This is a genomic window from Phaeobacter sp. JH20_37, from assembly GCF_048056015.1.
Classification (GTDB): domain Bacteria; phylum Pseudomonadota; class Alphaproteobacteria; order Rhodobacterales; family Rhodobacteraceae; genus Phaeobacter; species Phaeobacter bryozoorum.
The window spans coordinates 287,645-313,658 of the sequence record NZ_JAYMWW010000015.1 but is presented as its reverse complement, the minus strand read 5'-3'; the positions used below and the strand labels follow the sequence as shown (position 1 = coordinate 313,658).

Here is a 26,014-nt window from a genome sequence, read left to right as displayed (position 1 = left end):
AGCAGAGAACCGGTAAGGTTCAGACGGAAACACCTGCCAGCAGGTCGGACCGGCTGATGTCGGCACGCTCCCCGGACATTGTGATGCGCCCCCGTCGCAGAACGACAAATCTATCTGCAAGCTCATAGGCAAAATCGAAATATTGCTCGACCAGAACAATCGCCATCTCGCCCTCGTCGCGCAGATACCGGATTACATCTCCGATCTGCTGAATGATATTTGGCTGGATCCCCTCGGTCGGTTCATCAAGCAGCAGCAGCTTCGGACGCGTGATCAATGCGCGTGCAATGGCAAGCTGTTGTTGTTGCCCCCCTGACAGATCGCCTCCACGGCGATGACGCATATCGTGTAGAACGGGGAACAGCTGGTAGATCCGATCCGGCACCTGATGATCGCTTCGCGGCAGGCAGCCAAACCCGGTTTCGAGATTCTCAAGCACCGTCAGCAACGGAAAGATCTCCCGCCCCTGCGGCACATAAGCGATGCCTTTTTGCGCCAGTTGATAGGATGAGGCAGCCCGCAATGGGTCGCCGTCCAGCAGAATTTCTCCACCCGATCGAGGATGGCGACCGGAAATCGCCTTCATCAGGCTGGTCTTTCCCACGCCATTCGTCCCCATCACGCAGGCCACCTCGCCACGTTTCACCTCCATCGAAATCCCATGCAGGATCTGCGAATGCCCATAGTGCAGCGATATATTTTCCAGCTTCAGCATATTTTAGCGCCCCAGATAAACATCAATGACAGCTTGATCGGCGGTCACATGATCCAGCGATCCTTCGGCGAGGACCGCGCCTTCGTGCAGAACCGTCACCTTGCAGTTGAGGCGCCGCACAAAGTCCATATCGTGCTCCACGACGACAACCGCACGCGTCTTGGCCGCTGCGACCAGGATAGCCGTGGTCTGTTCACGTTCTTCCGGGCTCATACCTGCCGCCGGTTCATCCACCAGCAGCAACCGTGGTTCCTGCGCCAGCAACATGCCGATCTCCAACCACTGTTTCTGCCCATGGCTCAGCTCCCCGGCGGAACGGTGCAAGGCATCGGCCAGACCAACCTCCGCAGCCAGTTCCTGAACGCGGCCAAGATGCGGCGAGCTGGGGCGATAACGTAACACGGCAAACGGGCCGCGGTCCGCCTTCAATGCCAGCAGCAGGTTTTCCTGCACTGTCTGTTCCTCGAAGACCGTCGGTTTCTGGAACTTGCGGCCAATGCCGTCCCGCGCAATGCGCGCTTCGGAACCGGCAAACACCGATCTTCGACGACCATCCCAGATGATGCTGCCGCTATCGGGCGCAGTTTTTCCGGTGACAATATCCATGAAGGTGGTCTTGCCCGCACCGTTTGGTCCGATAATCGCGCGCAGCTCCGCCGGACCAATCCTGAACGACAGGTTGTTGATCGCGCGAAACCCGTCAAAGCTGACCGAAATACCTGAAACTTCCAGAAGCGGATTCATCGCTGGACCTCCTGCTCACCGGGTTCAGTTTCAATCGTTCTGCGTTGCTGGATCAGGTCAAGCAATCCACCGATCCCCTTGGGCGCAAACAGCGTCACCAGAACGAACCCGAGCCCCAGAACAACCTGCCACCAGTCGACCCAGCGAATAGTGAAAATCCCGAGGTCAACATCCGGGGCCTGACCGCCAGTAAACCAGCTGGACAGCAGCGAGACGAGTGCGGCGCCAATCACCGCGCCGTAAAGTCGGCCACGTCCACCGATGGCGACCCAAACCGCGAGGTAGATAGACGCGATTGGCGCCATCTCAGCAGGGTTGATGATGCCGGCCTGCGGGTAATAAAGCGCACCTGCAATGCCCGCGACACAGGCGGTTCCGGTGAATACCACCAGCTTGTAGCCCTCAACGGAATAGCCCAGAAACCGGACCCGGGTCTCATTGTCGCGGATCGCCCGCAGCACGGATCCAAACTTTCCGCCAACCACCCAGGTAGCCGTCACATAGCCCAGCCCTAATGCGAGGGCCGAGCCCCAGAAAAACCAGATCGAAACCAGCGACTGCGGCACATCAGTCAGACCGGGCAGGTTTTGCAGCCCGCTCAGCCCGTTGTTGCCACGCAATCCGCTGTCGTTCTGGAACAGATATAGCGCCAGCGCCAATGTCATCGCCTGCGTCAGGATCGACAGGTAGACACCCGTGACCCGGCTGCGAAAGGCCAGCCAGCCAAAGACCAGCGCCAGCAGCCCGGGAACCGCCACGACAAGTAAGAGCTGCACTGCCAGACTGTCGGCAAAGGCCCAGACCAGCGGAAAGCTGTCCCCCCCGACGACACCAAAGATCTGATGTGCGATCGCATCATGTATCTCGCCTTGGGTTGGCGGTAGCACCGCATCCGACAGGGAGCCGAGCACCGCATCCCGCGTACGCTCATACATAAGCCACATGCCGATCATGTAGCCGCCCAGCCCGAAAAACGCGAAATGCCCCAGGCTGAGGATCCCGACATAGCCCCAGATCAGATCCATCGCGATCGCTACCAGACATAGGCAGAGAGTCTTGCCCAGTGTCTTGATCATGGAGGTGGAAACAAACCCGGCCCCCAACCCTTCGGACAGCAGGGTAATTCCCAGCGTGAACAGCGCCAGAACGACAATGAAAACCAGCACCGATGGATTGCGGGCAATAAACGAACGCTGCATGGATCAGTCCCCCGCCGCGCGGCCACGCAGGGCAACAATTCCGCGCGGTCTGAATTGGATGAAGATGATGATCAGCACAATCATATAGGTCTGTGCCGCCAGCGTGTTGGACGGGTTCAGCCATTCGATGCCCTTCTGGGAGAAACCGATCATCACCGCCCCGGCCAGGGTGCCCCAGATACTGCCGACGCCGCCGACTACAACGGTCATGAAGCTCTGGACGATGTAGTCGTTGCCCAGCTCGGAGGTCACCTTCGCAAAGAGCCCGATTGCAACGCCCGCGATGCCCGCGATGCCGGACCCCAGGCCAAAGGTCAGCATATTCACCCGGTCCGGATTGATCCCCATGGATGCCGCCATGCCTCGGTTTTGGGTGACGGCACGGGTTTCCAGCCCCAGGCGTGTGCGCCGGATAATGAACAGCAACAGCCCAAGAAAACCCAACGCCAGCACGAAGATCGCGATACGGATATAGCTGATGGACACGACGTCGTTGATGATCCACGCGCCGTCCAGCCATCCCGGTGCGGTCAGCGGGCGCGCCTGCGTCCCGAATATGTTCTTGGCCAGCTGCTGCAATGCGATGGAAATACCAAATGTCGCAAGAAGCGTCTCTAACGGCCGATTGTAGAGCCAGCGGATCACCAGACGCTCCATCGCAATCCCCGCTCCGAAGGTCACCGCAAAGGCCGCTGGAATCGCCACCAGAATGGACAGCGTATGGTCGGAGATGAACAGCTGCACCACATAGCCGGTATAAGCCCCCATCATGATGAATTCGCCGTGGGCCATGTTGATGACCCCCATAACGCCAAAGGTGATCGCAAGACCGATGGCCGCCAGAAAATAGATCGACGCCAGAGACATGGCATCCAGAGTGAGATCCGCCGCCTGATTGAAACCGACCTGCCTGTTGATGCGCGCCAGTGCCGTCTCTGCGGCATCCGTCACCGCCAAGGAGGACTCCTCATAGATGTCAAAGTACCGGTAGCCTGCGACTGCTTCAGCCATCTCTTCCCGGGTTGGGGCCGGGCGGGCCAGACCGGCAGCCACCAGACCGTCATAGGCCTGTTGCCGCATTGCAGGGTCAGACAATTGCGCCAATGGAATACCGGCCACACGACCATCGGCGATATTGGCCTCCAACGCTGATCTGATCTCGTCGGCCCCCAGCGCCGCAGGTGCCAGATCGCGGGCAACCAGTGCGGCATAGGCATCCTCCGCGCCGATCCCGCGCCCGATACGCCGCTCGGCCGCGACATTTGCACCCGTCGGCGCACCCGAGGAATGGATTTGCAACTCCGTCTGCAACAGAGGGTTCAATGTCGCGCGGACATCAACCCCCAGATCGGCGGACATCTCCTCAATTGCGTCAACACGTGCCTTTGGATCGGTATCAAAGAGAATGGTCAACAGGCGCTCCGCACGCCGCTTCAAGGCCAGCAGATCCTCATCGGTCTCACTGGCAATTGAGGCCCGCAACGGCATGAGCGCCGCGGCTGACGGGTCCCGCCCGATGGAGGTAACTGCCGCCTGTCGTATCGACAGATCCGGGTCTTCCAGTTGGAACCGAACCAGCGCCGTTCCGATCATCGCCCGCACGCCGGAGTTGGGCTTGATCAGCTTGAGATCGCCCTTATCCGCCACCCCGACCATTGCGCCACTGTCGAGGTCAATCAGATCATAGCGCCCATCAGCGTTTTTCTCGGCCCTGAAGAACACGTGGTCGGATGCCCGCAGGACCAGTTTCTTGTCCTGCCAGAGCTGCAAGACAGCCTGAACCTGCGCGAGGCCACTTTCGGCGATGGCATCAATCGCGGGTTCGATCGTCTGCCGCGAACTGGCGACAATCAAGGCGGACTGCGACTGAAGGAGGTCCTGAACCCCTGTATTCGATGGTGCAGATGCAACAGGCGAAGGCGAGGCCAGTTGAGGCGCTGTCTGCGCCGTGGCAGCCAAGCAGCCCCAAAGCACAAACAGACCAGCGGCAAAAAACCGTGTCATGATAGGCGTCATTTCCGTTCGAGGAGGGAAGAGAGGGTTGGAAGGGAGGAAATCCCCCCTTCCGTTACGATCCTGCCAGGTCAGTAGTTGGACAGGGTCTGCACGCAGCTCTTGGTCTCGGTGTTGTACATACCGCAGCCGAGGTCTTTCCAATCCGAAGTCAGAACAGCCGACTCGGGAAGGAAATCTGTCCAGGCATCGCCGGGCACTTCCTCAGTCTGGCTGATGATATCAAACTGCCCGTTGTCCAGAATCTCACCGATCAGTACCGGTTTGGCCAGATGGTGGTTAGGCAGCATGACCGCCGTGCCACCGGTCAGGTTCGGAAACTCCTGCCCGTACATCGCCGCGCGGACAGCATCGACATCTGTGGTGCCCGCCTCTGTCACCGCATTCACCCACATGTTGAAACCGATGTAGTGGGCTTCCATCGGATCGTTGGTTACCCGGTCCTCGCCCATCCGCTCCTTCCACTTCGCGACAAAGGCGCTGTTGGCGTCATCCTCGGCGGATTGAAAGTAGTTCCAGGCCGCCAGATGCCCGACCAGATTGGAAGTATCCAGACCCGAGAGTTCCTCCTCCCCGACAGAAAACGCCACAACCGGGATATCGTCAGCGCTGATACCGGCTGCCGCCAACTCTTTGTAAAACCCGATATTCGCATCGCCGTTGATGGTGGAGATCACCCCCACCTTCTTGCCATCTGCGCCCAGCGCCACGACATCGGCAACGATCTTGGACCAGTCCGAATGACCAAACGGAGTGTAGTTCACAAAGATATCACTCTCGGCGATTCCCTTCTGCTTCAGATAGCTGGCGAGGATATTGTTCGTGGTGCGCGGATATACATAATCGGTGCCCAGCAGCGCGAATTTCTCCACACCCAGCTCGTCCAGAAAGTAATCCGTTGCCGGAATTGCCTGCTGGTTCGGCGCAGCACCGGTGTAGAACACGTTGCGCGAGCTTTCTTCGCCCTCATATTGCACCGGATAGAACAACAGGCCGTTCAGCTCTTCGATCACCGGCAGCACCGATTTGCGGCTCACCGAGGTCCAATTGCCAAAGATCACATCGACCTCATGCACACTCAGCAATTCGCGGGCTTTCTCGGCGAACAGGGGCCAGTTGGACGCAGGATCCACCACAACCGGTTCCAGTTCACAACCGAGGACGCCGCCTTTGGCGTTCTGATCCTCAAGGAGCATCAGCATGGTATCTTTGAGCGTTGTTTCGGAAATCGCCATCGTTCCAGACAGCGAATGCAGGACACCCACCTTTATTGGGCAATCAGCCGCCGCAACCGCAGTTCCCATGGTCGCCAAACCCAGCGCAGTGCAGGTGGCTGTCGTCGCCAGAACAGATTTATAGGTGATCATTCAGTCTCTCCTCGCCCGGACAGAGGTGTATCCCTTGCGCCGGGGCGCCGGATTTCCTACCTGTGGCGGGCAGCTTCGTGTTGCATCCGTGTGGCGGCTGGCGAGATCGCAAATTCCTCCGGTCGTCACACATCCACGATGTTTGAGCCTCGCTCTCGTGGATAGGCTGAGCATTCTGCATCGCAGCAAGTTTCGCAAACGACGCGCGAAAAACGCCCGCCGACAACCGCGCAACAGCCTGTTTTTTGATCACCAAACCCACAATTGGCCTCTATTTTGCGCAGGGCTTGCCGCGGAACAGCCAACTGTTCGCTTTGAACTGGCGGCAGATCCGCACTGTGATGAAATCGACAGCATGACGCCTAGACCTTCATCCCAGCGCCAATTGATGCCTTGGCAAACCGCCTGTTCCGGTGATTCCAGGGCGTCGCGCCTTCCTACGGCCGAGACGCAACCATGGCCGAGCCAGCCGACCCCGCCGCGCGCCATCGGCACGGTCTCGGTATCCTCCAAGCGGCGCGGCAACACATCGGTCCTCGCCGGACTCCGTCAGGCGGGCTCTCTGAAGCTGCTGTTCCCGCGCACCCATGACGCGGATCTTCAGGGGGTTCTGGTCAATACAGCGGGCGGTGTGACTGGCGGAGATCAATTTGAACTCAGCGCCACCGCGCGCGTCGGAACCTCTCTTACGCTCACCACCCAGGCGGCGGAGCGGGCCTATCGGGCGCAACCCGGAGAGACGGGCACAATTCGCAACTCGCTCAGTGTCGAGCCTCGCGCCAGCCTTGCCTGGCTGCCCCAGGAAACCATCCTGTTTCAAGGGTGCAACCTTGATCGGACGCTGACGGTCGATCTGCACGAAGACGCCCGGCTGCTGCTATGCGAGACGCTGATCTTCGGGCGGGCGGCAATGGGCGAGACCCTTACCAAGGCGAGCCTGCGTGATTGCATCGACATCCGCCGCGCAGGCGCACCGCTGTTTCTGGATAACGTAAGCCTCGATGGTGACATCGCGGCCCATCTGGCGAGGCCCGCAACCGCAAACGGCGCCGGAGCCATCGCAACGCTCATTTATGTTGCACCGGACGCTGCCGGGCGGCTTGGCCCGTTGCGCGCGCAGCTTGGCCCGACCGCCGGGGCCAGCCTGATCGGCTCAGACCTGCTGGTCATGCGTGCCCTCGCAGCGGACAGCTATGTCCTGCGCCAGCTCCTGCTGCCGATCCTCCGTGATCTGCGCGGCGCCCCTCTTCCCCGACCTTGGATGATCTGACATGAACCTGACCCCGCGTGAAAAAGACAAACTGCTGATTTCCATGGCCGCAGAGGTTGCCCGACGACGCCTCTCTCGCGGCGTCAAGCTGAACCATCCCGAAGCAATTGCCCTGATCACCGACGCCGTTGTCGAAGGTGCACGAGACGGCCGATCAGTCGCCGACATGATGGAAGCCGGCGCGCAGGTCATCACCCGCGACGACTGCATGGAAGGCGTGCCCGAGATGATCCACGACATTCAGGTCGAGGCAACATTCCGCGATGGCACAAAACTCGTCACCGTTCACAACCCCATTCGCTGATTCACATTCAGGAGACCCAGACCCATGACATTGCGACCCACGCTCCTCTCATTGTTGCTGCTGGCTGGCGGCCCCGCGCTCGCCCATGGCGGCGCGCATGTTCACCCGCACGGTGCGGACACCTGGCTTCTCGTGGCTCTGGTCGCGACTGTCGTTATCGGCTGCGCCAGCCTTCTGTGGCGGCGCAAATGATCCCGGGAGAACTGATCCCCGCCGCGGGCAGTCTGGACCTCAACCCGGATCGTCCGGTCACCGTCCTGATGGTCTCTAACACCGGTGACCGCCCGGTACAGATCGGCTCGCACTACCATTTTGCCGAGGCGAACCCAGCTCTCGACTTTGACCGGGAGGCCGCTCGGGGCCTGCGTCTTGATATCGCTGCCGGCACAGCCGTGCGCTTTGAACCGGGCCAGCGCCGCGAGGTACAGCTGATCCCGATATCCGGCGCGCGACGGATCTTCGGCTTCAACGCCGCCATCATGGGGGATCTCTGATGCCATCCCAGATTTCACGCGCCGATTACGCGGCCATGTTCGGCCCCACGGTGGGAGACCGTCTGCGTCTGGCGGACACCGATCTGACTATCGAGGTGGAGCGCGATTTGATCACCGAAGCCAGCGGTGTCGGCAACGTGCTCAGCTACGGCGAAGAGGTGAAATTCGGCGGGGGCAAGGTCATCCGCGACGGCATGGGCCAGTCTCAGGCGAGCCGCGCCGAGGGGGCAGTCGACACGGTCATCACCAATGCGCTGATCGTGGACCATAGCGGCATCTACAAGGCGGATGTGGGTCTGAAAGACGGGCGCATCGCCGCCATCGGCAAGGCAGGCAACCCGGACACTCAACCCGGTGTCACGATTGTCATCGGGCCGGGAACCGAGATCATCGCGGGCGAGGGGCGCATCCTGACCGCTGGCGGTTTTGACAGCCACATCCATTTCATCTGCCCGCAGCAGATCGAGGAGGCGCTGCACTCCGGGCTGACGACCATGCTCGGCGGCGGCACCGGCCCCGCACATGGAACCCTCGCCACCACCTGTACGCCGGGGCCATGGCACATCGGGCGCATGTTGCAGGCCGCCGACGCCTTTCCGATGAACATGGCCTTTGCGGGCAAAGGCAACGCCTCACAGCCCCGCGCGCTTGAGGAACAGATCATTGCCGGGGCCTGCGCGATGAAGCTGCACGAGGACTGGGGCACCACCCCCGCCGCCATTGACTGCTGCCTGTCAGTAGCGGACGCGATGGACGTGCAGGTGATGATCCACACCGACACACTGAATGAGTCAGGCTTTGTTGAACATACGGTCGCAGCGCTGAAGGGGCGCACCATCCATGCCTTCCACACCGAAGGCGCGGGTGGCGGCCATGCCCCGGACATCATCAAGATCTGCGGCGAAGCGCATGTCCTGCCCTCCTCTACCAATCCGACCCGCCCCTTTACCGTCAACACCATCGAAGAGCATCTCGATATGCTGATGGTCTGTCATCACCTCGACAAGTCCATCCCCGAAGACGTCGCCTTTGCCGAAAGCCGCATCCGTCGCGAAACCATTGCGGCAGAGGATATCCTCCATGACATGGGCGCCTTCTCGATCATCGCTTCGGACAGTCAGGCGATGGGTCGGGTGGGCGAGGTTCTGATCCGCACCTGGCAGACTGCCGACAAGATGAAAAAGCAACGCGGACGCCTGCCCGAGGAGACAGGAGAAAACGATAATTTCCGCGTCCGCCGCTATATTGCCAAATACACGATCAACCCGGCCATCGCCCATGGTATCGCCCATGAAATCGGCAGTATCGAGGTCGGCAAACGCGGTGATCTGGTGTTGTGGAATCCTGCCTTCTTTGGGGTAAAGCCTGAAATGGTTCTGCTCGGCGGGTCCATTGCAATGGCGCAGATGGGTGACCCCAATGCGTCTATCCCCACACCACAGCCGGTCTATTCCCGGCAGATGTTCGCAGCCTTTGGCCGATCGGTGGAAAACTCCTCCGTCACCTTTGTCTCCGAAGCGGCACAGGCAGGCGGGATTGCCCAGCACCTTGGTCTCGCCAAACAGACCTGCGCGGTCAGAAACACCCGCGACATTGGCAAATCGGACCTGAAACTCAACACCGCCCTGCCCAAGATCGAGGTCCATCCCGAAACCTATGAGGTCCGTGCAGATGGCGAGCTTCTGACCTGCGTCCCGGCCGATGATCTGCCCATGGCCCAGCGCTATTTTCTTTTCTGACGGAGCCTTCCCATGTCATTCCCCCTCAGCCAACATAAGATCCACGCGCATGATGCAGATGACCAGATCACCCTCAGCTACCAGGATCGTTTCCTGCGGCGCAGGGTGCTGACCTCTGATAGTGGCCTGCGGTTTCTGGTCGATTTCCCCTCCACGCTGTCGCTCGACATGGGCGATGCTTTTGTCTTGGACGATGGCCGCAAAATCGGCGTGCACCCGGCAAACGAACCGCTGCTGGAGGTCACCGGCGATCACCTGCTGCGCCTAGCCTGGCATATCGGCAACCGCCATATGCCCTGCCAGATCGACGCGGACCGTCTGCTGATCCAGCGCGACCATGTGATCCGCGACATGCTGCAAAAACTCGGCGCGACATTGCGCGATGTGGTCGAACCCTTCACCCCCGAGGGCGGCGCCTATGGTCATGGCCGCACCCACAGCCATTCCCATGGCGACGCTCAGGGGCAGCCCCATGCCCACTGAGGCACAGTTGCTGACCCTGATGCAGTGGTTTTCTCCCGGCTACCCGGTGGGGGCGTTCAGCTATTCCCACGGATTGGAATGGGCGATGACCTCCGCCGCGGTCAGCTCGGCTGCCGACGTGCAGGACTGGATCGCAACGGTTCTGCGCGACGGCGGCGGCTGGTCGGATGCGCTGTTCCTCGCTGCGGCCTATCACGCCCCGGACGCCGATACCGTGCAGCGGATCGACACCCAATGCCGCGCCTATGCACCATCCCTGGAACGCCTCCGCGAAACCGATCTTCAGGGCGCAGCCTTTTGCCAGATCACCCGCAGCATCTGGCCCGGAACCGACCGAGACGTTGCCGCAAGGCTCACCTATCCCGTAGCTGTCGGCTTTGCGGCAAATTGCTGTTCGATGCCCTTGCAGGCCACAACGGCGCTTTACCTGCACGCATTCACCGCAAACCTCGTCGCGGCGGCTCAGCGCCTTGCCCCCATCGGGCAAAGCGACGCACAGGCTATCCTCCACGCCCTTGCGCCGCTCTGCCAGCAGATCGCAGAGCAAACCGGGGATGGTGACCTCCAGCGCCTGTCCTCCACCTGCTTTCTTGCGGACATTGCCGCGATGAAACACGAAACACAGCATTCAAGGATCTTTCGCACATGAGCACATTGAACGGCCCCCTGCGCATTGGAATTGGCGGCCCGGTTGGCGCGGGCAAAACCACCCTGACCGCAGCCCTGAGCGAGGTGTTTCGCGACAGCCACTCCATTGCGGTGATAACCAATGACATCTACACGCAGGAGGACGCCGAGGCCCTGATGCGGTTGCAGATCCTGCCGCAGGACCGGATCCTGGGTGTTGAAACCGGCGGCTGCCCTCATACAGCCATCCGCGAGGATGCGTCGATCAACCTCGGCGCGGTCGCGGAGATGCGGGAGCGCCACCCGGATCTCGAGATTGTCCTGATTGAGAGCGGCGGAGACAACCTCTCTGCCACCTTCAGCCCCGAGCTCGCAGATCTGACCATCTATGTGATCGACGTCGCCGCAGGCGAGGAAATCCCCCGCAAAGGCGGGCCGGCGATCACCCGCTCGGATCTGTTGATCATCAACAAGACCGACCTTGCCCCGCATGTCGGTGCGGATCTATCGGTGATGGAGCGCGATGCAAAACGAATGCGCCGGGATCGCCCATTTTTGTTTGCCAATCTGAAGGCCCGCGACGGTGTCGGAGTGATCCGCGAGATGATCCAAACCCTTGGCGGACTCGGCTAGCCGTCTCGCGATTTACAAATCTCAACTCACCTTATTAGGGTGTCAAACTATATTGAAGCCATGGGCTGGGCTCCTGGTGGGCGGCCGGTCTTTGGGCGGCCCCAGCAGGCTGATCAGAGACGGAGAGCGGCAGCAAACTCTGCCGGTGTGATGGTGACAACAACGCGCAGATGATTCCCGTCATGGGCGAATTTGATTCGCCAAATCACTGAACATGTTACAGAAAACCAAAATGCGTCACTTCAGTTGAGAACTGCGACAGAGGCCTGTAGCGACCGATAGGTCCTCCGCGTTTTTCCCTCTTCACGCTGTAGATAATTCTGATCGAATAGATGCCGGTAACCCCCTGAACATAAGCGCGTTATTCGAACCAAGCGCAAACTGGCCTTATCCAGTCCAAGGATTTGGCCATATAGCCGCGCGCGTGAATATCCCTATGCGTGTCCAAGCACGGCACAACCGTAGCGAAACTGGATTACAGGCTGCTTCCGTCAGAAAGGTCGCGATACATGCTGAACGAAGAACAAACCGCAATTCTGGAAACCTCTGTCATCGCCTATGATGCGATCTTTTCGGACCTGGGACCGGAGGCACGGGAGTCGTTCCGCGACACCGTTCAGACCTTCTTGGAAACCGGGCTGGGCATTCCCGAAGTCAAAGCCATCAGCAAGGCGACCAACTACTCGAACTGGAACTACAATCTGGTCAAAAGCCTGAAAGGGAAGATCGCCGGTAAGGATTTGGTGAACGACGATGAGGACAACAATCTTGAAGCCCAATGGGCTGAGTTCATCGCAAAAGATCTGAAAATCGTCGGCAAGATCGTCGCCGCCATCGAACAACAATATGCTGCTGGCGAACTGGCGAATACCAACGAACAGTTCATCAATTCGATCAAGGGTAATGTCACCGACGACATATCAAAGCTTCAGGTCGACCTGGACGTGCTCCGGGCGCAGCACGACCGCCTAAGTGATCCGAACCATGCGGATTTCGACGCCGAAGCGGCCGACAAGGTCAGCAAAGAGATCTACCGGACCAGCACCGTTCTTGATGCAGCCGAAAAACTGCAAACCGACCTTGCTGCATTTGAAAAGGGCGGCGATATCGCCGACCACAGCGAAAGCCACGCGAACTATCTGCAAGCGCGCATTGATGCCCTCGAAATCGCCCGGCAAGATAAGCTGGAAGAATACAAGAAATACGCGGCGGAGACCTACACCGGCAGCGATGTGCTTGCCGCAGATGCAAAGGCCGAGCTGGAAGCCATTTCCAGTGAATCCCTTGAGCTGATCAGCCTCCGAGAGAAGACAGAAGGCTTCCAGGAATACAGCAGCACCGTCCGCACCGCCTCGCTGAAGGCCGGAGTCAATCTACTGAGCAGCAGTCAGGCGATCTCCGCTTTCGCCGTCAAACCCGACAACACGCCCGAAGGCCATGCTGCTAACGCAGGCTTCCTGGGTGAAGCCGTGTTCAGCGCTGGCGGCGACATCCTGGACGCTGCCGGCCATCTGAAATTTGCTAAGGGCGCAAAGGGCTTTGCGGCACTGTCACTGGTTGGCGGCGCAGCAGCCAGCTTTGTGCCCACAGCTAAGCTTCTTGCCGACCCGAACCTGCCGGATGAAACCCGCAAAGTCGTACAGGCAGAGGTCGGCCTGCAGGGAACCGCGCTCGCCTTTGCGGCCGTCGAGAACGTGCTCGGAATCGCAGAGCTTGCGGTCAAGGCAGGCAGCAAGGCTGCTAACGTGCTTGGCAAGGCGGTACCGGTTATCGGCGCCATCGGGTCTGTAGTAGGTGCGATCAACCCGGCAAAATGGGCGGAATTTGACCAGAAACAGGATCGGATCGACGCGATTCAGAAGGCCGACACCTACAGCTCCGGCCTGCTGAGCGACCTTCTCCAGGAATCCAAAGACGCAGAAGCCGCATTCTATGGCGTGACCACCGGGCTCGACGTCATCACCGGCGTCACATCGGGCGTACTTGCGGCAACCGGCGTGGGCGCCCCGATCGCCGCTGCGGTGGGTCTGATTGGTGGTGCGATTTCGGCAATTGTTGGTGCCTTTGAACAGGTTGCGCTTGAAGGAATTGCCGACAAATATGCCGCCAAGATCCGAACTGACGAGAACGGCAATCCGCAGACTGTCGAAGAGTTCTTCGACGGCAGCTTTGATCAGAAACAGGAAAAGACCAAGGCCCACTACACCGAGTTCTTCGGCGAGTTGATCGCGGACGACGATGTCGACCAGGTGATTGCGCTTGGCGGCCAGGGTCTGGATGTAACCGATATCGAATTGTCGGCCATCAGCAAAACCAGTGGCGAGCTGAACAAGACCGCCAAGAACTACGTCGAAACCTTCACGACCAATGGCTGGCAGACTGGCAACCGCAGCCTCACCCCGACCGAGGGCAGCGATATCAATGTTATCAACCTGCCGAATGCCAATGGCGCCAAATCCTACCTGACCTTCACAACACCGCTGTTCTCCGCCGGCACCGAGGAAACCAGCCGCGAAGAGACCGGCAAGAACGAGTATCAGACAACGCTCAAGATTACCGACCTGTCCGGCTGGGATATCCGCGACTACGGCGACAATCAGACCACCTTTAACATGTCGAAGGTTGTGTCGAGCGCCGAAGACCGTATGGGCAACAAGATGGAGGTCGGGATCGAAATCAACGCGGGTGGTGGTGATGACACGCTGTTCGCCTATGAAAGCCAGGTCACCTTCGACGGTGGCACCGGGCAGGATACCGCCTCCTACGCGCGGCTGTCAGGTGGCGAACTTTCGAGAGGGCTTTCCATTGGCGCATCCGGCGACAGCACCTATGTCTCGAAGAACCTCACGGCAGGTTCGAAATACTATCAGGAATCCATCGACTCGCAGACTGCCAACCACGGCAAACGCACCGAGGTTGTACAATTCCGCAAAGTTGAGCTTGCCGAGCGCAGTGGCATCCACTCAGTCTCCGACACCCTCAGCAATATCGAAATCCTGCATGGCTCCTCGCTGGGCGACTTCATGTTTCTCGACACCTCCACACAGCTTGAACAGGTCTTTGGCTTCGGCGGCGATGACCGCATTGATGTCGGCGCCTCAATTCAGGTTGTTGGTGGCGGCGAGGGCGACGATCTGATCAACCTCAAACACGCACTTCTGGAAAGCTACTGGAACGGCCAGAAAGACGAGCTCTATATTGATGGCGGCGAAGACGATGGAGATACCATCGGGCTCAGCAGCCAGACATTGCAGCGCTTTGTCGATGAGCTTGAGGTCGACCAGATCCGCGAACAGACCGCGACCGAAATGGCAGAAGCCCTGATTCCTCTGGTGACCGAAAACCGGGATGAGGAGGTTGCAAAAACCGCGGCGTCGCTCACGAATATCCTGAGAAGCACGGATGATACTGCACTGAAAAGGCTCAATGTCTGGAATACAGAAGCCGCGCATATCGTTTTGGACACCGAGGGCGCTGAGGGCGATACCATCGTCCATTCCCTGTCCGAATACCGGGCTGCGATCAATAACGGCATCACCAATGTCAACGCAGATGGCACCACATCCGAGCTGGATATCAGCGTCGATGTCGCCTGGGATTCCGGGTCGGTTGCGCTCCTCGGGACGGAACACAACGATACGATTGAGGGATCATCGAAGGACGACTACCTGTATGGTGACGCGGGCGATGATCACTTCACCTATGACGACTTCATTACCGGCAACGATATTATCGTCGGCGGAGAAGGGCGGGACATCTACAACGTCAATTATTTCCCGGCCAACTTCGGGGGCGGCAGCCGGGGCCATCATCTGATCACCGGGCCAGAGGCCGAAGATATCGCCGGCGACCTCCTCAACATCCACGTTCGCGACGACCGTGAGATCTGGTTCAATTCCTATGGCGACGATTTGGTCATCTCGCTTAGTGAAGACTTCTCCTTTACGGTCGAGGACTACTTCCTCGCACCGCAGGGATTGAGGACCAGCAGCCAGGCATTGAGCACCAACACAGATAGCTGGACCACTCTGGATGGATTGGCAAAAGCTGATCTGAATGCAATCCTTCAACAAGCGGGCAGTGCAGACTCGTTCGGGGTCAACGTCGTCTACTCGAACGGCGCAAACGTCGACTTCCGCCATGGTGCGCTGGGGAGCTTTGACAGCACGTCAGCTGCGTCACCGAGCAGCTATTTCACCACGCTGCGGGCCAATTACCACGCCTTCCGCAACTCGGACGACGTCTGGAAGACGCCTCAAAACGGAGATGAAACCAGCAGTTTCGGCGATGAGCTGGGTAAACTAACGGACGCAGAGAGCGGCGGTGCACTGCTCAGCTACGACGGCCTGTTCGACCTGAACAAACTCCTGAATATTCGCGATGTCGATCGAAACTCTCTGACCGGCATCAACGGGACTGAGGGCGATGATATCATCATTGGCTCGTCAGGTAAGGACAATATCGACGGCAAGGGCGGCGATGACATCATTGATGGCGGCTTGTCGGATGACACAATCGACGGCGGCACCGGCTTTGATCTCTACAGCCGCGAAGGCTATGGAATCGGTATCAAATTTGAGCTGGGTATCGGCCAGCACTCAGAGCACGTACGTTACAATGACGCCCACACCGGAGAAGAGGTGCTTCTGACGACTGCCGGCGTCTACAGCAATTTCGAAGGTGTGATTGCAACCTCTCTGGATGACAAGCTAATCGGCAACAACGATGCCAATTACCTGGAAGGTGGCGCCGGGGCAGACACGATTTCCGGCAAGGCGGGCAATGACGTCATCGTCGGCGGCGCCGGATTGGATGTATTGGACGGCGGCGCCGGCTTTGATGTCGCGAGCTACAAAGGGGAAGCATCTGCTATCCAGTTCGACCTCGCCTCGACCCAACCTGGGCATCAACAGTTTGCGCAATACTGGAATGGCAGCCAATGGCTTGCAGGCGACACGGTCAGCAACTTCGAAGGTGTTGTCGGAACCAGCCAGTCGGATATTCTGAAAGGCAATGCCGGCGGCAACTATTTTGATGGCGGCGCCGGGGCCGACCTGATCGACGGCAGGGAAGGCGACGACACCATTATCGGCGGCGAAGGCACCGATACAATGAATGGTGGCGAAGGCTTCGATGTTCTGAGCTATGAGGGCCATTCGACTGCCGTTCGTATCAACCTGGCCCAACAAACCTCCGAGCTGATCCCGTCGCCAACCAACTATATCGTCGGCGATCAGATTTCCGGGTTCGAAGGCGTCATCGGTTCCGACTTCGATGATGATCTGATCGGCACCGCAGGGCGAAACCTGCTGGAGGGGGGTGCTGGCAATGATCGGCTTGCTGGGGGCGAAGGCTTCGATACCTTTGTGTTCCGCGCAGGTCACGGCACGGACCGGATCACCGATTTCACCGTTGGTGAGGACAAGCTGATGTTTGACTTTGGCGGCTCCGTGGCTGATTTTGACATCTCGGTCGTCGCAAGTGCAAATGGTCAGGAGACCCACACCCGTATCCAGACCTCGGATGGCGACCTGATCGACCTTCATGGCGTGGAAATCGACGAGCTGGGGGCAAACTCCTTTGTCTTTGTCTAACGCCGTGACCACAGCTGACCGGAAGCAGGAAAGAACGACCATGGATTCTCAACAGAACTTCCAGACTTATGGCAAGATCGCCTGGCTGTGGTCCAATTCCGTCCTGCACCGGGACTGGAGGGTCAGCCAGCAGGCAGGGTTTATCCTGCCTGCGATCGCCAGCCAGCAATATTACATAGTCGAAAGAGACGGTTTCCCGGTTGCGTATTGCAGCTGGGCGCTGCTCGACGAAGAGACGGAGGCGGCGTATATCCTCGATCCAAACCACCTCGACCCGGATCGCTGGAACAGCGGTGACCGGCTCTGGTTCATCGACTGGATTTCTCCGTTCTCGCCGAAATACTCTTGGGCGCTGCGCAGCGCCCTGGTGAAGCGCTACCCGGACAAAGTGGCACGGGCGCTGCGGGTCAAGAAAGACAATCAAACCGCACGCATAGCCTCCTTCACAGGTCATGGCCTGGAAAAGCAGGCAAGCCGCGCCATCAAACGAAAATACTACGAAGACATGGTCGAAGGTCTGGCCAGCAATCCCAAACTCGGTCAGGACTTCTTCCTCTCCGGTCTCAGCACCGAGGATTGATCACCCGTCGATAGCTGTCCCCCGCCGCCCCGATATCAAATCCCGGCCGCTCCCGGCCGGGGCGTCGGGGTGGCAACACCTGGGGTCCACAGGATCTTCGCCTGTCACCGCCTCAGCAGCGGCGCAACCTGTCCTGCGATCAGATCCGACCCCCGCAGCGACGGGTGAATCCGGTCAGGCGCAAAAAGCGACAGGTCGTCGGGGCGAAACACCGCATCCATATCGAGGAGCGTCACGCCCGCATCCGCTGCCGCCATACGCGCCAGCCGTTCCTCCAGAATTTGGTAGGGCGCAACACAGACCGTACCCGCGTATCGCGGAGAGGTGTAATAATCGAGCCAGATGATCCGCGATCCGCGACGGCGCAGATCTGAGACCAGTTCTGGGATGGCACCCTGCGTTCCGCTCGCGGAAATCAGCCGGTCAAGTTCGACATCGCAAACCTTGCAGCCACAATCGCGGCTGCGAAGGTCATTGGCACCGCCATTCAGCAAAACCCACTCCGCCGACACTGGTTTCAGCTGCGTGGGTATGTGCAACGCCCCGCGCCCGCCGGTCACCCGCGCAAGCGACAGCGAGACATCGCCAACCGGTTCGCCAAGCCGACTTTCCAGCCGATCCGCAACGGATCCACTGTCATTTCGGTTCCAGGCCATTACGGAGTCGCCCGCCACAACAATGCGCGCATTCTCCGGAACCCCGCGCCCGCAGGCCCCCAGAAAAACCAGGCCGATTATCAACCAGTACTTCATCTGCCTGAGCTAACTCGCATCGCGCAGAGGTCAATCCGACAGCGCCCTGTCAACGGGATCGACATCGCGTCAGAACAAGGCACGGCGCCCCCGCACCTGCCGAATGTCATGATTGAGACAGGCAGCCGTGCAATTTTGGTGACCCCGGCAGGATTCGAACCTGCAACCTGCCCCTTAGGAGGGGGCTGCTCTATCCAGTTGAGCCACGGGGCCTGATCAGGGCCAGCCTGTTTACGCGATAGCAAACCCACCATGGCAAGACAATCCTGTGGAATTGGATTTTGCAACGGCTGCGCCCCATTGTGCAGCGCGCTCTGTCTGCGCTAACGTAACAACAACAACAATGTGAGGCCATCGACGTGACAACGGACAACAAGCGCCCGCTCACCCTTCGTGACGTATCCGAAGCCACCGGGGTTTCAGAAATGACCGTCAGTCGCGTGTTGCGGAACCGGGGCGATGTGTCGGAAAAAACCCGACAAAAAGTTCTGAGCGCCGCAAAGGAACTTGGCTACGTCCCGAACAAGATCGCCGGTGCGCTTGCCTCGAACCGGGTCAACCTGGTGGCCGTGATCATCCCGTCGCTGTCCAATATGGTCTTCCCGGAGGTGCTGACCGGCATCAACTCAGTGCTGGAAAACACGGATCTACAGCCTGTGGTCGGCGTGACCGATTACCAGCCGGAGAAAGAGGAGAAAGTCCTCTATGAGATGCTGTCCTGGCGACCTTCTGGCGTCATCATTGCCGGGTTGGAGCACACGGAGGCGGCGCGCGCCATGCTCAATGCCTCTGGTATTCCGGTGGTGGAAATCATGGATACCGATGGCAAGCCGGTGGATGCGATGGTGGGGATTTCCCATCGCCGCGCTGGACGTGAGATGGCCAAGGCCATACTGAAAGCCGGCTATCGCCACATCGGTTTCATGGGCACCAAGATGCCGCTGGACCATCGCGCCCGCAAACGGTTTGAAGGCTTCACCGAGGCGCTCGCCAAAGAAGGGGTCGAGATCGAAGACCGCGCCTTCTACTCCGGCGGTTCCGCCCTCGCAAAGGGCCGCGAGATGACGCAGGAGATGCTGGAACGCTCGCCTGAGTTGGATTTCCTTTATTATTCAAACGACATGATTGGCGCGGGTGGCATGCTCTACCTGATGGATCAGAAGATCGACATCCCCGGTCAGATCGGTCTTGCCGGGTTCAACGGAGTGGAGCTGTTGCAGGGGCTGCCACGGCAGCTGGCCACGATGGACGCCTGCCGTCTGGAAATCGGACGCAAGGCGGCAGAGATCATCGCCGCGCAGCTGGATAACCCGGATCAGGAGATCGAAAAACACGTGACCCTGACCCCTACCATCACCTTCGGCGATACGCTCAAGCGGCGCTGATGGCGGTTGCGCGGCTGGACAATCGGGCCGCGCGGCGCCTGTTCATGGATCGGCACGGCCTGCTGGAGCAACCCAGCGGGCCTGCCAAGGGTGATGCGCTGCTGGAACTGATCACCCGGCTTGGCTTTGTTCAGCTGGACAGCATCAACACGGTGGCCCGCGCCCATGACATGATCCTGTTCTCCCGCAGGCCCAGCTATCGCCCTTCGGCGCTGAAACGGCTCTATGAACAGGAACGCCGCCTGTTCGAACATTGGACCCATGACGCTGCCGTTCTGCCTATGGAGTTCTACCCGCATTGGCACTTGCGGTTTCGGCGCGACGCAGAGGTTCTGCGCAAGAGATACCGCAACTGGCGCCGCGACGGCTATGAGGCGAAGTTCCAGCATGTTCTGGACCACATTCGCGACCACGGCGCGGTTAGCTCCTCCGACGTGGGCAAGGATGAAGCCAAGGGATCCGGCGGCTGGTGGGACTGGCATCCATCAAAAACCGCGCTGGAATACCTCTGGCGCTCCGGCGCGCTGGCCGTGGTCGGACGCAGTGGCTTTCAGAAACGCTACGACCTGAGCGAACGGGTTATCGACACCCGTCACCTCCCCGCCCAAGGGTCGCCCGACCCGGAGAAAACGCTGGACTGGCTGTGCAATGCGGCGCTGGACCGGCTCGGCTTTTCCACCTCGGGTGAACTGGCTGCCTTCTGGGCGACGGCCTCACCGGCGGAATGCGCCGCATGGTGCAAACTGGCGCTGGCGGACGGGCAGATCGAACCTCTGGATATCACGCTTTCGGACGGGCGCAGCCGCCGTGTCTTTGCCCGCCCCGGCGCCGTCGGGCAGGCCGCCGCCCTGCCGCCACCACCGGGCCGAATACGCCTCCTCAGCCCGTTTGATCCTGCTCTGCGCGACCGCAAACGCGCGGAAGGGCTGTTTGGCTTTCACTACCGGATCGAGGTGTTCACCCCCGCCGAGAAACGACGCTACGGCTACTACGTCTTTCCGCTGATGGAGGGGGACCGTCTGGTCGGCCGCATCGACATGAAAGCACACCGGCAGGCGGGTGATCTGACGGGCTGTCTACATATCACCGCGCTCTGGCCCGAACGGGGCATCAAATGGTCTCCGGCACGGCAGAACCGGTTGGAGGCCGAACTGGAACGAATTCGCCGGTTCACAGAGATGGAGCGGGTGACATTTGCGGATGGCTGGCAACGCGATCCACTATGAGTTCGTCTCTAACACCGGGCAAAACGCGCCCTAGGCGAGGTCGGGGCGCAGCAACGGCTCAATCACCGCACGGTAATCTGCGGGCGCGGGCCTGGCGCTGAAATCGCTCGGCTCGATAAAGACGCAGACGAAATTGCCCTCAAAACACAAAACACCGTCCTGCCGCGCTTCCACCCGGAAGGTCACGGATTTCTGCCCCAGCGCAACCGGCCAGACAGCACAGGCCAACCTGTGGCGCGGCGTGACGGGAGAGCGGAAATCAATGCTCATATGCACAAAGGGCGTGCCAGTACCGCGATCCAGTTCCATCTGATACCAGCCGTCACCATCCAGCTGCTGCTCCCACCAGGCATCGATCGCCTGCAACGCAAACCCCGGCAGATGACCGGTATAGGCAATACGCGCCGGGTCACAATCACCCCAGCCGACGCGGATTTCATGCACAAAGTCAGGGGTCTGGCTGTCGGTCATTCTGGGCCTCGGCTCTGGGGTGTCACGGTGTTCACAATGGTAACGGCCACCCGCCGGGACGGATGGCCACCTTGCAGGATCATCAACTTTCAGCGCATCAACATCAACGGCAACAGCGTGATGATTGGAAAGGCCACCAATATCACAACCCGGATCAGGTCAGAGGCGACAAAGAACATCACCGCCTTATAGGTGTCGACCATCCGGGTAGTGCGATCCATCGCGTTGATGACGAACAGGTTCATGCCCACCGGCGGGGTGATCAGGCCAACCTCGACCACGATCAGAACCAGAATTCCAAACCAGATGGCGACGTATTCTGTCTCCAGCCGGTTCGCCATGCCCTTGGTCACACGAATGCCCAGCTCCTTCATCTGGTCGCGGGTCAGTTCGGTGCCAGTGGCAATCGCCTCCTGGATCGAGGCGAGCATGTCCGCCCCCATCCCCTGTGGCACGCCAGCCCTCAGCACCTCCATCGCCGCATCGGCCTGCATCGCGGGCAGATTCACCAGACCAAAATCCATCGCGGAAATAACCGGGTAAAAGATCGGGATAGTCAGAAGGATCATCGACAGGCTGTCCATCAGGCAACCAAAGACCAGATAGAAGGCAAGGATCAGCATCAGCACCACCCAGGGGCTGAGACCCTGGGAGACCACGAAATCAGCCAGCTCCTGCGGGACTTTGGTCAGGGCCAGAAACCCGTTGTAGAACCCCGCACCCAGCACGATGAAAAAGATCATCGCGGTCGAGCGCGCCGTCACCATGAAACTATCGGTCAGGGTCTCACGGTTGAGTCCACCGTTCAGCCAGGCAATCAGCCCGGTCCCCAAGGCACCAACCGCAGCGCCTTCGGTCGGGGTGAACCAGCCCAGATAAATCCCGCCCACGACCAGTCCAAAAACCAGAAGAACCGGCCAGACGTGGAACAGCGCCGCAAACCGCTCGCCCCAGGGAACCGGGGGGCGCGTCCCCGCGCTGCCGGGGAAAACCCGGACATAGACAGAAATCGCAATCACATAACCAATGGCGGCCAGAATACCGGGGATAAAGGCGGCAAGAAACAGCTTTGCGATGTTCTGCTCTGTCAGGATGGCATAGATCACCAGCACCACAGAGGGCGGGATCAGAATGCCAAGCGTACCGCCTGCCGCCAGCGTCGCCGTGGAGAAGCCGCCAGCATAGCCGTAGTTGCGCAGTTCAGGCAGCGCGACACGTCCCATGGTTGCCGCCGTGGCCAGCGAGGAGCCACAGATCGCGCCAAAGCCCGCACAGGCCCCGATTGCTGCCATGGCAACACCGCCCTTCCTATGCCCCAGGAAGCCTTCAGCCGCCTTGAACAAAGCCGTGGACATGCCACCCAGCGTCGCAAAATGGCCCATCAAGAGGAACATCGGCACGATGGTCAGCGAATATGAGGAGAAGGTGGAATAGGTCTCGCTCTTCATCCGGCCAAAGGCCACCTGAGTGCCATCTGTCACGATGATCAGCCCGACCAGCCCAACCAGAAACATCGAAAGGCCAATCGGAACCCGCAGGAAAATCAGCATCATCAGGACGGGAAATGAGGCAATCCCGATTTCAAGCGCAGTCACTGTTCGCCCTCCACGCCGTCCCAGACAAGGATGCGGCCAGTCATGAATTCAATCGTACGGACGGCGGCCATATAGAGGCCCACCAAGGCGGCCACGCTGGCCGCGACCAGACTGGCGGCATAGGCCCACCAGACCGGAAACTCGAGCAGAAAGGAGGTCTCGCCGTTCTCGAACTTGCTCAGCATCCCCGCGCCAAGCCGCACCGCAATCAGCACCAGCACAGCCGCAAAGACGATCTCAGTCGCCATCCGCAGGAACCGTTTGGCCCCCCGCGGGAAACTGTTGGTGACAATATCCACCGACGCATGGCCCGCCGTGATCTGGCACAGCGGCAAAAAGGCAAAGATCGCAAAGGCGACGCCTGCCTCGACAATTTCGAAATCACCATTGATCGGCCCGACACCGATGGCGATCAACCACTCGGCCAGATCCGGCGCGATGCTCTGCATCAGGGCGCCATGCAGCCCCCCGTTCAGCAACCGCCCGGCAATCGACAGACAGGTCAGCAGGATCAGAAGCGATAAGACAATACCGCCCGCCATGGCCATTGTTCTGGCCAGTCCCATCATCAGCTTGTGCATGGAAAGCCTACCCTTTCAGGTGGGGTGGACCTGCGACAGATGCAGGCACAGGTCCACCAGTCTTGCGCTCAGTTAGTTATGCTGAGCGGTGTATTTGTCGATCAGATAGGTCGCCTGCTCCAGCAGCGCGTCGCCATCAATGCCTTTTGCCTTCATGTCGTCGAGCCACTGCTGGTAGATCGGCTTCGCGGCTTCGCGCCAGATCGCGGTCTGCTCTTCATCCAGCGTGATGACATTATTGCCCTCATCCAGTGCGAACTCCCGCGCCGGATCATCGGCATCAGCCATGGTGCCACCGGCAAAGACCGAGAATTCCAGACCGGAGTTCTCATCCACGGCCTTTTTCAGATCATCGGGCAGGCTCTCATATTTCTCTTTGTTCATCGCCAGAACAAAGGTCAGCGTATAGAGCGCGCGGCCGGTGAATTCCGTGTGGTTCTCGACCAGCTCCGGCACCTTCAGCGCGGTGGTGACTTCCCACGGAATGGTGGTGCCGTCAATCACGCCCTTGGACAGGGCTTCCGGGATAGCCGGAACCGGCATACCCACCGGGGTTGCGCCCAGTTCCGTCAGCAGCGCGTTCACCGAACGGCCACCGCCGCGGATCTTCATCCCACGCAGATCATCCGGTTGTTCCACCGGATCCGTGGTATGGATGATGCCGGGGCCGTGAACCCAGGTGCCAAGGATCTTCACGTCCTTGAATTCACCATCCTTCATATGCTCCTCGAACATTTCCCAATAGGCGTGCGATGCCGCACGCGCATTGGTCATCATGAACGGCAGTTCGAACACTTCGGTCGAAGGGTAGCGGCCGGGGGTATAGCCCACAACGGTCCAGACGATATCTGCCACGCCATCAATGGCCTGATCCATCAGTTCTGGTGGCTTGCCACCCAGCTGCATGGACGGATAGCGGTCGATCTTGATACGCCCCTGCGAAGACGCCTCGACCTTGTCGGCCCAGACATCCAGAATCAGCTTGGGCACATTTGCCTGCGCCGGCAGGAACTGGTGCAGCTTCAGCGTCACCTCCTGCGCCATCGCCGAGGTCGCGCCCATCACCATGAGTGCAACGGCCCCTGCCGCGCCAAGTAGTTGTCTCCGAGTGGTCATATGTTTCCTCCCTCTGACCTTATGTCTTTTCGTAACTATCGCGATCAGATGCCCCTGATGCAACAAACCCAACGCACAGCCTATCCAGCCATCCGGCCGTAAACGTCCCCTGACACCCTCAGCTATTAGGTGCATTTGTAACCATCAACAGATGATTATGTATCTGCACTGCATGATTTCGCGAAAATGCTTCAGCCTGCTGGGTCGATGAAACAAAAATACGTTACAGAAATCTTCAAACAAGAAGTATTCAAGTTACATAAATCACGGCATGGTTGCATCTGATCGCTAAATTCGCCGCGCTGATCACATGACGCGCTATTTTCGCCTATCGCAGCGACAATCGCACAGATGTCAGCCCATCAATACCGCCTTCGATATGATCCCCTGCGACAACAGGACCAACCCCCGCCGGCGTGCCCGTCATCACCAGATCCCCCGGCCGCAGATGATAATACCCAGAAAGATGGCATAGAATCTCCTCGACCGACCAGATCAGCTCCGCGAGAGAGGCGTCCTGACGGATCTCTCCGTTCACCCGCAACCAGATTCGCTGCGTCTGAGGCTCCCCCCATTCCGATGCCGCACGCAGCGGCGCAAAGACACTGCCGCCCTCCAGATCCTTGCCCAGGCTCCAGGGGCGCTGCTTCTGGCGTTCGCGCAATTGCAGATCCCGGCGCGTCATGTCCAGCGCGCAGCCATATCCCCAGATCGCCGCCCGCGCCTCTGCGGCCGTCGCATCCCTGAGCGGCGCTGCAATCGCGACGACCAGTTCCATTTCGTGGTGAAAATTCTCCGTCCCCTGCGGATAGCGCAGCTCCGCGCCACTCAATACCGCGTGGCAGGCCGACTTGGTGAAATAGAACGGCTGCTCCCGGTCGACCGCCACCCCCATCTCCGCAGCATGGGCCGCGTAATTTCGCCCGACACAGAAAATGCGGCCAACCGGCCAGACCTCCTCGCGCCCCTCCAGCGGAATGGCAGGCACCGGCGGCAGATCGAACAACGGCTTAGACATGGTAGAGACCCTTCGGATTGGGGGAAATCGAACCGGCCAGACCCTCGCGATTCCCGCAGGTCACCACCGGCCACCAAACTCAGACGCCGCACCCTAGCAACCTCACCA

The 26,014-nt window shown here is 59.6% G+C and carries 23 protein-coding genes and 1 tRNA gene; 12 read left to right on the top strand and 12 right to left on the bottom strand.

What is annotated here, in order from left to right; translation table 11 throughout:
* Nucleotides 1-19: 19 nt before the first annotated feature.
* From urtE to urtA, 5 genes are all read right to left on the bottom strand, one after another.
* Entirely contained in the window at nucleotides 20-715 is a 696-nt protein-coding gene (gene urtE / locus VWZ87_RS14520; protein ID WP_416534444.1) for an urea ABC transporter ATP-binding subunit UrtE, read from the bottom strand.
* Nucleotides 716-718: 3 nt separating this feature from the next.
* The gene (gene urtD, locus VWZ87_RS14515) at nucleotides 719-1,459 is read right to left on the bottom strand and encodes an urea ABC transporter ATP-binding protein UrtD (RefSeq protein ID WP_340546967.1); all 741 of its coding nucleotides are present in this window, start codon (nucleotides 1,457-1,459) and stop codon (nucleotides 719-721) included.
* On the bottom strand, nucleotides 1,456-2,658 hold the full coding sequence (gene urtC, locus VWZ87_RS14510) for an urea ABC transporter permease subunit UrtC (RefSeq protein WP_416534443.1): 1,203 nt from the start codon (nucleotides 2,656-2,658) through the stop codon (nucleotides 1,456-1,458). Before urtC ends, urtD begins: the two co-directional genes overlap by 4 nt.
* Nucleotides 2,659-2,661: 3 nt before the next feature.
* Nucleotides 2,662-4,662, bottom strand: coding sequence for an urea ABC transporter permease subunit UrtB (urtB, locus tag VWZ87_RS14505; protein ID WP_416534442.1), 2,001 nt, complete (start codon nucleotides 4,660-4,662; stop codon nucleotides 2,662-2,664).
* Nucleotides 4,663-4,742: 80 nt separating this feature from the next.
* Nucleotides 4,743-6,038 carry an urea ABC transporter substrate-binding protein gene (gene urtA / locus VWZ87_RS14500; protein WP_340546970.1) on the bottom strand — a complete coding sequence of 432 codons (1,296 nt, stop codon included), beginning with the start codon at nucleotides 6,036-6,038 and terminating at the stop codon, nucleotides 4,743-4,745.
* A 388-nt stretch (nucleotides 6,039-6,426) separates the two neighbouring features.
* Here urtA and VWZ87_RS14495 point away from each other — a divergent pair, with 388 nt between their 5' ends.
* From VWZ87_RS14495 to VWZ87_RS14450, 10 genes are all read left to right on the top strand, one after another.
* Entirely contained in the window at nucleotides 6,427-7,308 is an 882-nt protein-coding gene (locus VWZ87_RS14495) for an urease accessory protein UreD (RefSeq protein WP_340546971.1), read from the top strand.
* Between the two features lies 1 nt (nucleotide 7,309).
* A complete protein-coding gene (locus tag VWZ87_RS14490) occupies nucleotides 7,310-7,612 on the top strand; it encodes an urease subunit gamma (protein WP_260089774.1) in 303 nt (100 codons plus the stop codon).
* A gap of 24 nt (nucleotides 7,613-7,636) precedes the next feature.
* Nucleotides 7,637-7,804 carry a peptidase M23 gene (locus VWZ87_RS14485; protein WP_416534441.1) on the top strand — a complete coding sequence of 56 codons (168 nt, stop codon included), beginning with the start codon at nucleotides 7,637-7,639 and terminating at the stop codon, nucleotides 7,802-7,804.
* Nucleotides 7,801-8,106: an urease subunit beta gene (locus VWZ87_RS14480; RefSeq protein ID WP_260089776.1), complete on the top strand. Its 306-nt coding sequence runs from the start codon at nucleotides 7,801-7,803 to the stop codon at nucleotides 8,104-8,106. Before VWZ87_RS14485 ends, VWZ87_RS14480 begins: the two co-directional genes overlap by 4 nt.
* Nucleotides 8,106-9,845 (top strand): urease subunit alpha, encoded by a 1,740-nt coding sequence (ureC, locus tag VWZ87_RS14475; RefSeq protein ID WP_416534440.1) that lies wholly within the window; start codon nucleotides 8,106-8,108, stop codon nucleotides 9,843-9,845. The genes VWZ87_RS14480 and ureC overlap by 1 nt, the downstream gene beginning before the upstream one ends.
* Nucleotides 9,846-9,857: 12 nt before the next feature.
* Nucleotides 9,858-10,328, top strand: a complete 471-nt coding sequence (locus VWZ87_RS14470) for an urease accessory protein UreE (protein WP_416534439.1) — start codon at nucleotides 9,858-9,860, stop codon at nucleotides 10,326-10,328.
* Nucleotides 10,318-10,977, top strand: coding sequence for an urease accessory protein UreF (locus tag VWZ87_RS14465; protein ID WP_416534438.1), 660 nt, complete (start codon nucleotides 10,318-10,320; stop codon nucleotides 10,975-10,977). Before VWZ87_RS14470 ends, VWZ87_RS14465 begins: the two co-directional genes overlap by 11 nt.
* Nucleotides 10,974-11,588, top strand: coding sequence for an urease accessory protein UreG (ureG, locus tag VWZ87_RS14460; RefSeq protein ID WP_416534437.1), 615 nt, complete (start codon nucleotides 10,974-10,976; stop codon nucleotides 11,586-11,588). Before VWZ87_RS14465 ends, ureG begins: the two co-directional genes overlap by 4 nt.
* A gap of 509 nt (nucleotides 11,589-12,097) precedes the next feature.
* Nucleotides 12,098-17,182 carry a hypothetical protein gene (locus VWZ87_RS14455; protein WP_416534436.1) on the top strand — a complete coding sequence of 1,695 codons (5,085 nt, stop codon included), beginning with the start codon at nucleotides 12,098-12,100 and terminating at the stop codon, nucleotides 17,180-17,182.
* A 40-nt stretch (nucleotides 17,183-17,222) separates the two neighbouring features.
* Complete coding sequence (locus tag VWZ87_RS14450) at nucleotides 17,223-17,762, top strand: toxin-activating lysine-acyltransferase (RefSeq protein ID WP_416534435.1); 540 nt, start codon at nucleotides 17,223-17,225, stop codon at nucleotides 17,760-17,762.
* A 104-nt stretch (nucleotides 17,763-17,866) separates the two neighbouring features.
* Here VWZ87_RS14450 and VWZ87_RS14445 read toward each other — a convergent pair whose 3' ends face one another.
* Nucleotides 17,867-18,418, bottom strand: coding sequence for an SGNH/GDSL hydrolase family protein (locus VWZ87_RS14445; protein ID WP_416534434.1), 552 nt, complete (start codon nucleotides 18,416-18,418; stop codon nucleotides 17,867-17,869).
* A 232-nt stretch (nucleotides 18,419-18,650) separates the two neighbouring features.
* A tRNA-Arg gene (locus VWZ87_RS14440) sits at nucleotides 18,651-18,727 on the bottom strand.
* Between the two features lie 146 nt (nucleotides 18,728-18,873).
* Here VWZ87_RS14440 and VWZ87_RS14435 point away from each other — a divergent pair.
* Both VWZ87_RS14435 and VWZ87_RS14430 read left to right on the top strand, forming a co-directional pair.
* Nucleotides 18,874-19,899 carry a LacI family DNA-binding transcriptional regulator gene (locus VWZ87_RS14435; RefSeq protein ID WP_340546980.1) on the top strand — a complete coding sequence of 342 codons (1,026 nt, stop codon included), beginning with the start codon at nucleotides 18,874-18,876 and terminating at the stop codon, nucleotides 19,897-19,899.
* Nucleotides 19,899-21,125 (top strand): winged helix-turn-helix domain-containing protein, encoded by a 1,227-nt coding sequence (locus tag VWZ87_RS14430; protein ID WP_416534433.1) that lies wholly within the window; start codon nucleotides 19,899-19,901, stop codon nucleotides 21,123-21,125. Before VWZ87_RS14435 ends, VWZ87_RS14430 begins: the two co-directional genes overlap by 1 nt.
* A gap of 30 nt (nucleotides 21,126-21,155) precedes the next feature.
* On the opposite strand, the gene VWZ87_RS14425 is transcribed toward VWZ87_RS14430, so the two are convergent.
* The 5 genes from VWZ87_RS14425 to VWZ87_RS14405 all read right to left on the bottom strand — a co-directional run bounded on the left by VWZ87_RS14425 (nucleotide 21,156) and on the right by VWZ87_RS14405 (nucleotide 25,906).
* Complete coding sequence (locus tag VWZ87_RS14425) at nucleotides 21,156-21,596, bottom strand: acyl-CoA thioesterase (RefSeq protein ID WP_416534432.1); 441 nt, start codon at nucleotides 21,594-21,596, stop codon at nucleotides 21,156-21,158.
* 89 nt (nucleotides 21,597-21,685) lie between these two features.
* A complete protein-coding gene (locus tag VWZ87_RS14420; RefSeq protein WP_416534431.1) occupies nucleotides 21,686-23,191 on the bottom strand; it encodes a TRAP transporter large permease in 1,506 nt (501 codons plus the stop codon).
* Nucleotides 23,188-23,772, bottom strand: coding sequence for a TRAP transporter small permease (locus VWZ87_RS14415; RefSeq protein ID WP_340546984.1), 585 nt, complete (start codon nucleotides 23,770-23,772; stop codon nucleotides 23,188-23,190). Before VWZ87_RS14415 ends, VWZ87_RS14420 begins: the two co-directional genes overlap by 4 nt.
* Nucleotides 23,773-23,844: 72 nt before the next feature.
* Nucleotides 23,845-24,888, bottom strand: a complete 1,044-nt coding sequence (locus VWZ87_RS14410) for a TRAP transporter substrate-binding protein (protein ID WP_340546985.1) — start codon at nucleotides 24,886-24,888, stop codon at nucleotides 23,845-23,847.
* A 328-nt stretch (nucleotides 24,889-25,216) separates the two neighbouring features.
* Nucleotides 25,217-25,906, bottom strand: a complete 690-nt coding sequence (locus VWZ87_RS14405) for a fumarylacetoacetate hydrolase family protein (protein WP_416534430.1) — start codon at nucleotides 25,904-25,906, stop codon at nucleotides 25,217-25,219.
* Nucleotides 25,907-26,014 lie beyond the last annotated feature (108 nt).

What these genes read in the sequence shown, in the direction of transcription:
- VWZ87_RS14465 (WP_416534438.1), top strand. Translation starts at nt 10,318, where the DNA reads ATGCCCACTGAGGCACAGTTGCTGACCCTGATGCAGTGGTTTTCTCCC.
- VWZ87_RS14470 (WP_416534439.1), top strand. Translation starts at nt 9,858, where the DNA reads ATGTCATTCCCCCTCAGCCAACATAAGATCCACGCGCATGATGCAGAT.
- urtE (WP_416534444.1), bottom strand. Translation starts at nt 715, where the DNA reads ATGCTGAAGCTGGAAAATATATCGCTGCACTATGGGCATTCGCAGATC.
- VWZ87_RS14410 (WP_340546985.1), bottom strand. Translation starts at nt 24,888, where the DNA reads ATGACCACTCGGAGACAACTACTTGGCGCGGCAGGGGCCGTTGCACTC.
- VWZ87_RS14450 (WP_416534435.1), top strand. Translation starts at nt 17,223, where the DNA reads ATGGATTCTCAACAGAACTTCCAGACTTATGGCAAGATCGCCTGGCTG.
- VWZ87_RS14490 (WP_260089774.1), top strand. Translation starts at nt 7,310, where the DNA reads ATGAACCTGACCCCGCGTGAAAAAGACAAACTGCTGATTTCCATGGCC.
- urtC (WP_416534443.1), bottom strand. Translation starts at nt 2,658, where the DNA reads ATGCAGCGTTCGTTTATTGCCCGCAATCCATCGGTGCTGGTTTTCATT.
- VWZ87_RS14485 (WP_416534441.1), top strand. Translation starts at nt 7,637, where the DNA reads ATGACATTGCGACCCACGCTCCTCTCATTGTTGCTGCTGGCTGGCGGC.
- VWZ87_RS14445 (WP_416534434.1), bottom strand. Translation starts at nt 18,418, where the DNA reads ATGGCCTGGAACCGAAATGACAGTGGATCCGTTGCGGATCGGCTGGAA.
- urtA (WP_340546970.1), bottom strand. Translation starts at nt 6,038, where the DNA reads ATGATCACCTATAAATCTGTTCTGGCGACGACAGCCACCTGCACTGCG.
- VWZ87_RS14480 (WP_260089776.1), top strand. Translation starts at nt 7,801, where the DNA reads ATGATCCCGGGAGAACTGATCCCCGCCGCGGGCAGTCTGGACCTCAAC.
- VWZ87_RS14415 (WP_340546984.1), bottom strand. Translation starts at nt 23,772, where the DNA reads ATGCACAAGCTGATGATGGGACTGGCCAGAACAATGGCCATGGCGGGC.
- urtB (WP_416534442.1), bottom strand. Translation starts at nt 4,662, where the DNA reads ATGACACGGTTTTTTGCCGCTGGTCTGTTTGTGCTTTGGGGCTGCTTG.
- ureG (WP_416534437.1), top strand. Translation starts at nt 10,974, where the DNA reads ATGAGCACATTGAACGGCCCCCTGCGCATTGGAATTGGCGGCCCGGTT.
- VWZ87_RS14455 (WP_416534436.1), top strand. Translation starts at nt 12,098, where the DNA reads ATGCTGAACGAAGAACAAACCGCAATTCTGGAAACCTCTGTCATCGCC.
- VWZ87_RS14495 (WP_340546971.1), top strand. Translation starts at nt 6,427, where the DNA reads ATGCCTTGGCAAACCGCCTGTTCCGGTGATTCCAGGGCGTCGCGCCTT.
- VWZ87_RS14425 (WP_416534432.1), bottom strand. Translation starts at nt 21,596, where the DNA reads ATGACCGACAGCCAGACCCCTGACTTTGTGCATGAAATCCGCGTCGGC.
- VWZ87_RS14405 (WP_416534430.1), bottom strand. Translation starts at nt 25,906, where the DNA reads ATGTCTAAGCCGTTGTTCGATCTGCCGCCGGTGCCTGCCATTCCGCTG.
- ureC (WP_416534440.1), top strand. Translation starts at nt 8,106, where the DNA reads ATGCCATCCCAGATTTCACGCGCCGATTACGCGGCCATGTTCGGCCCC.
- urtD (WP_340546967.1), bottom strand. Translation starts at nt 1,459, where the DNA reads ATGAATCCGCTTCTGGAAGTTTCAGGTATTTCGGTCAGCTTTGACGGG.
- VWZ87_RS14430 (WP_416534433.1), top strand. Translation starts at nt 19,899, where the DNA reads ATGGCGGTTGCGCGGCTGGACAATCGGGCCGCGCGGCGCCTGTTCATG.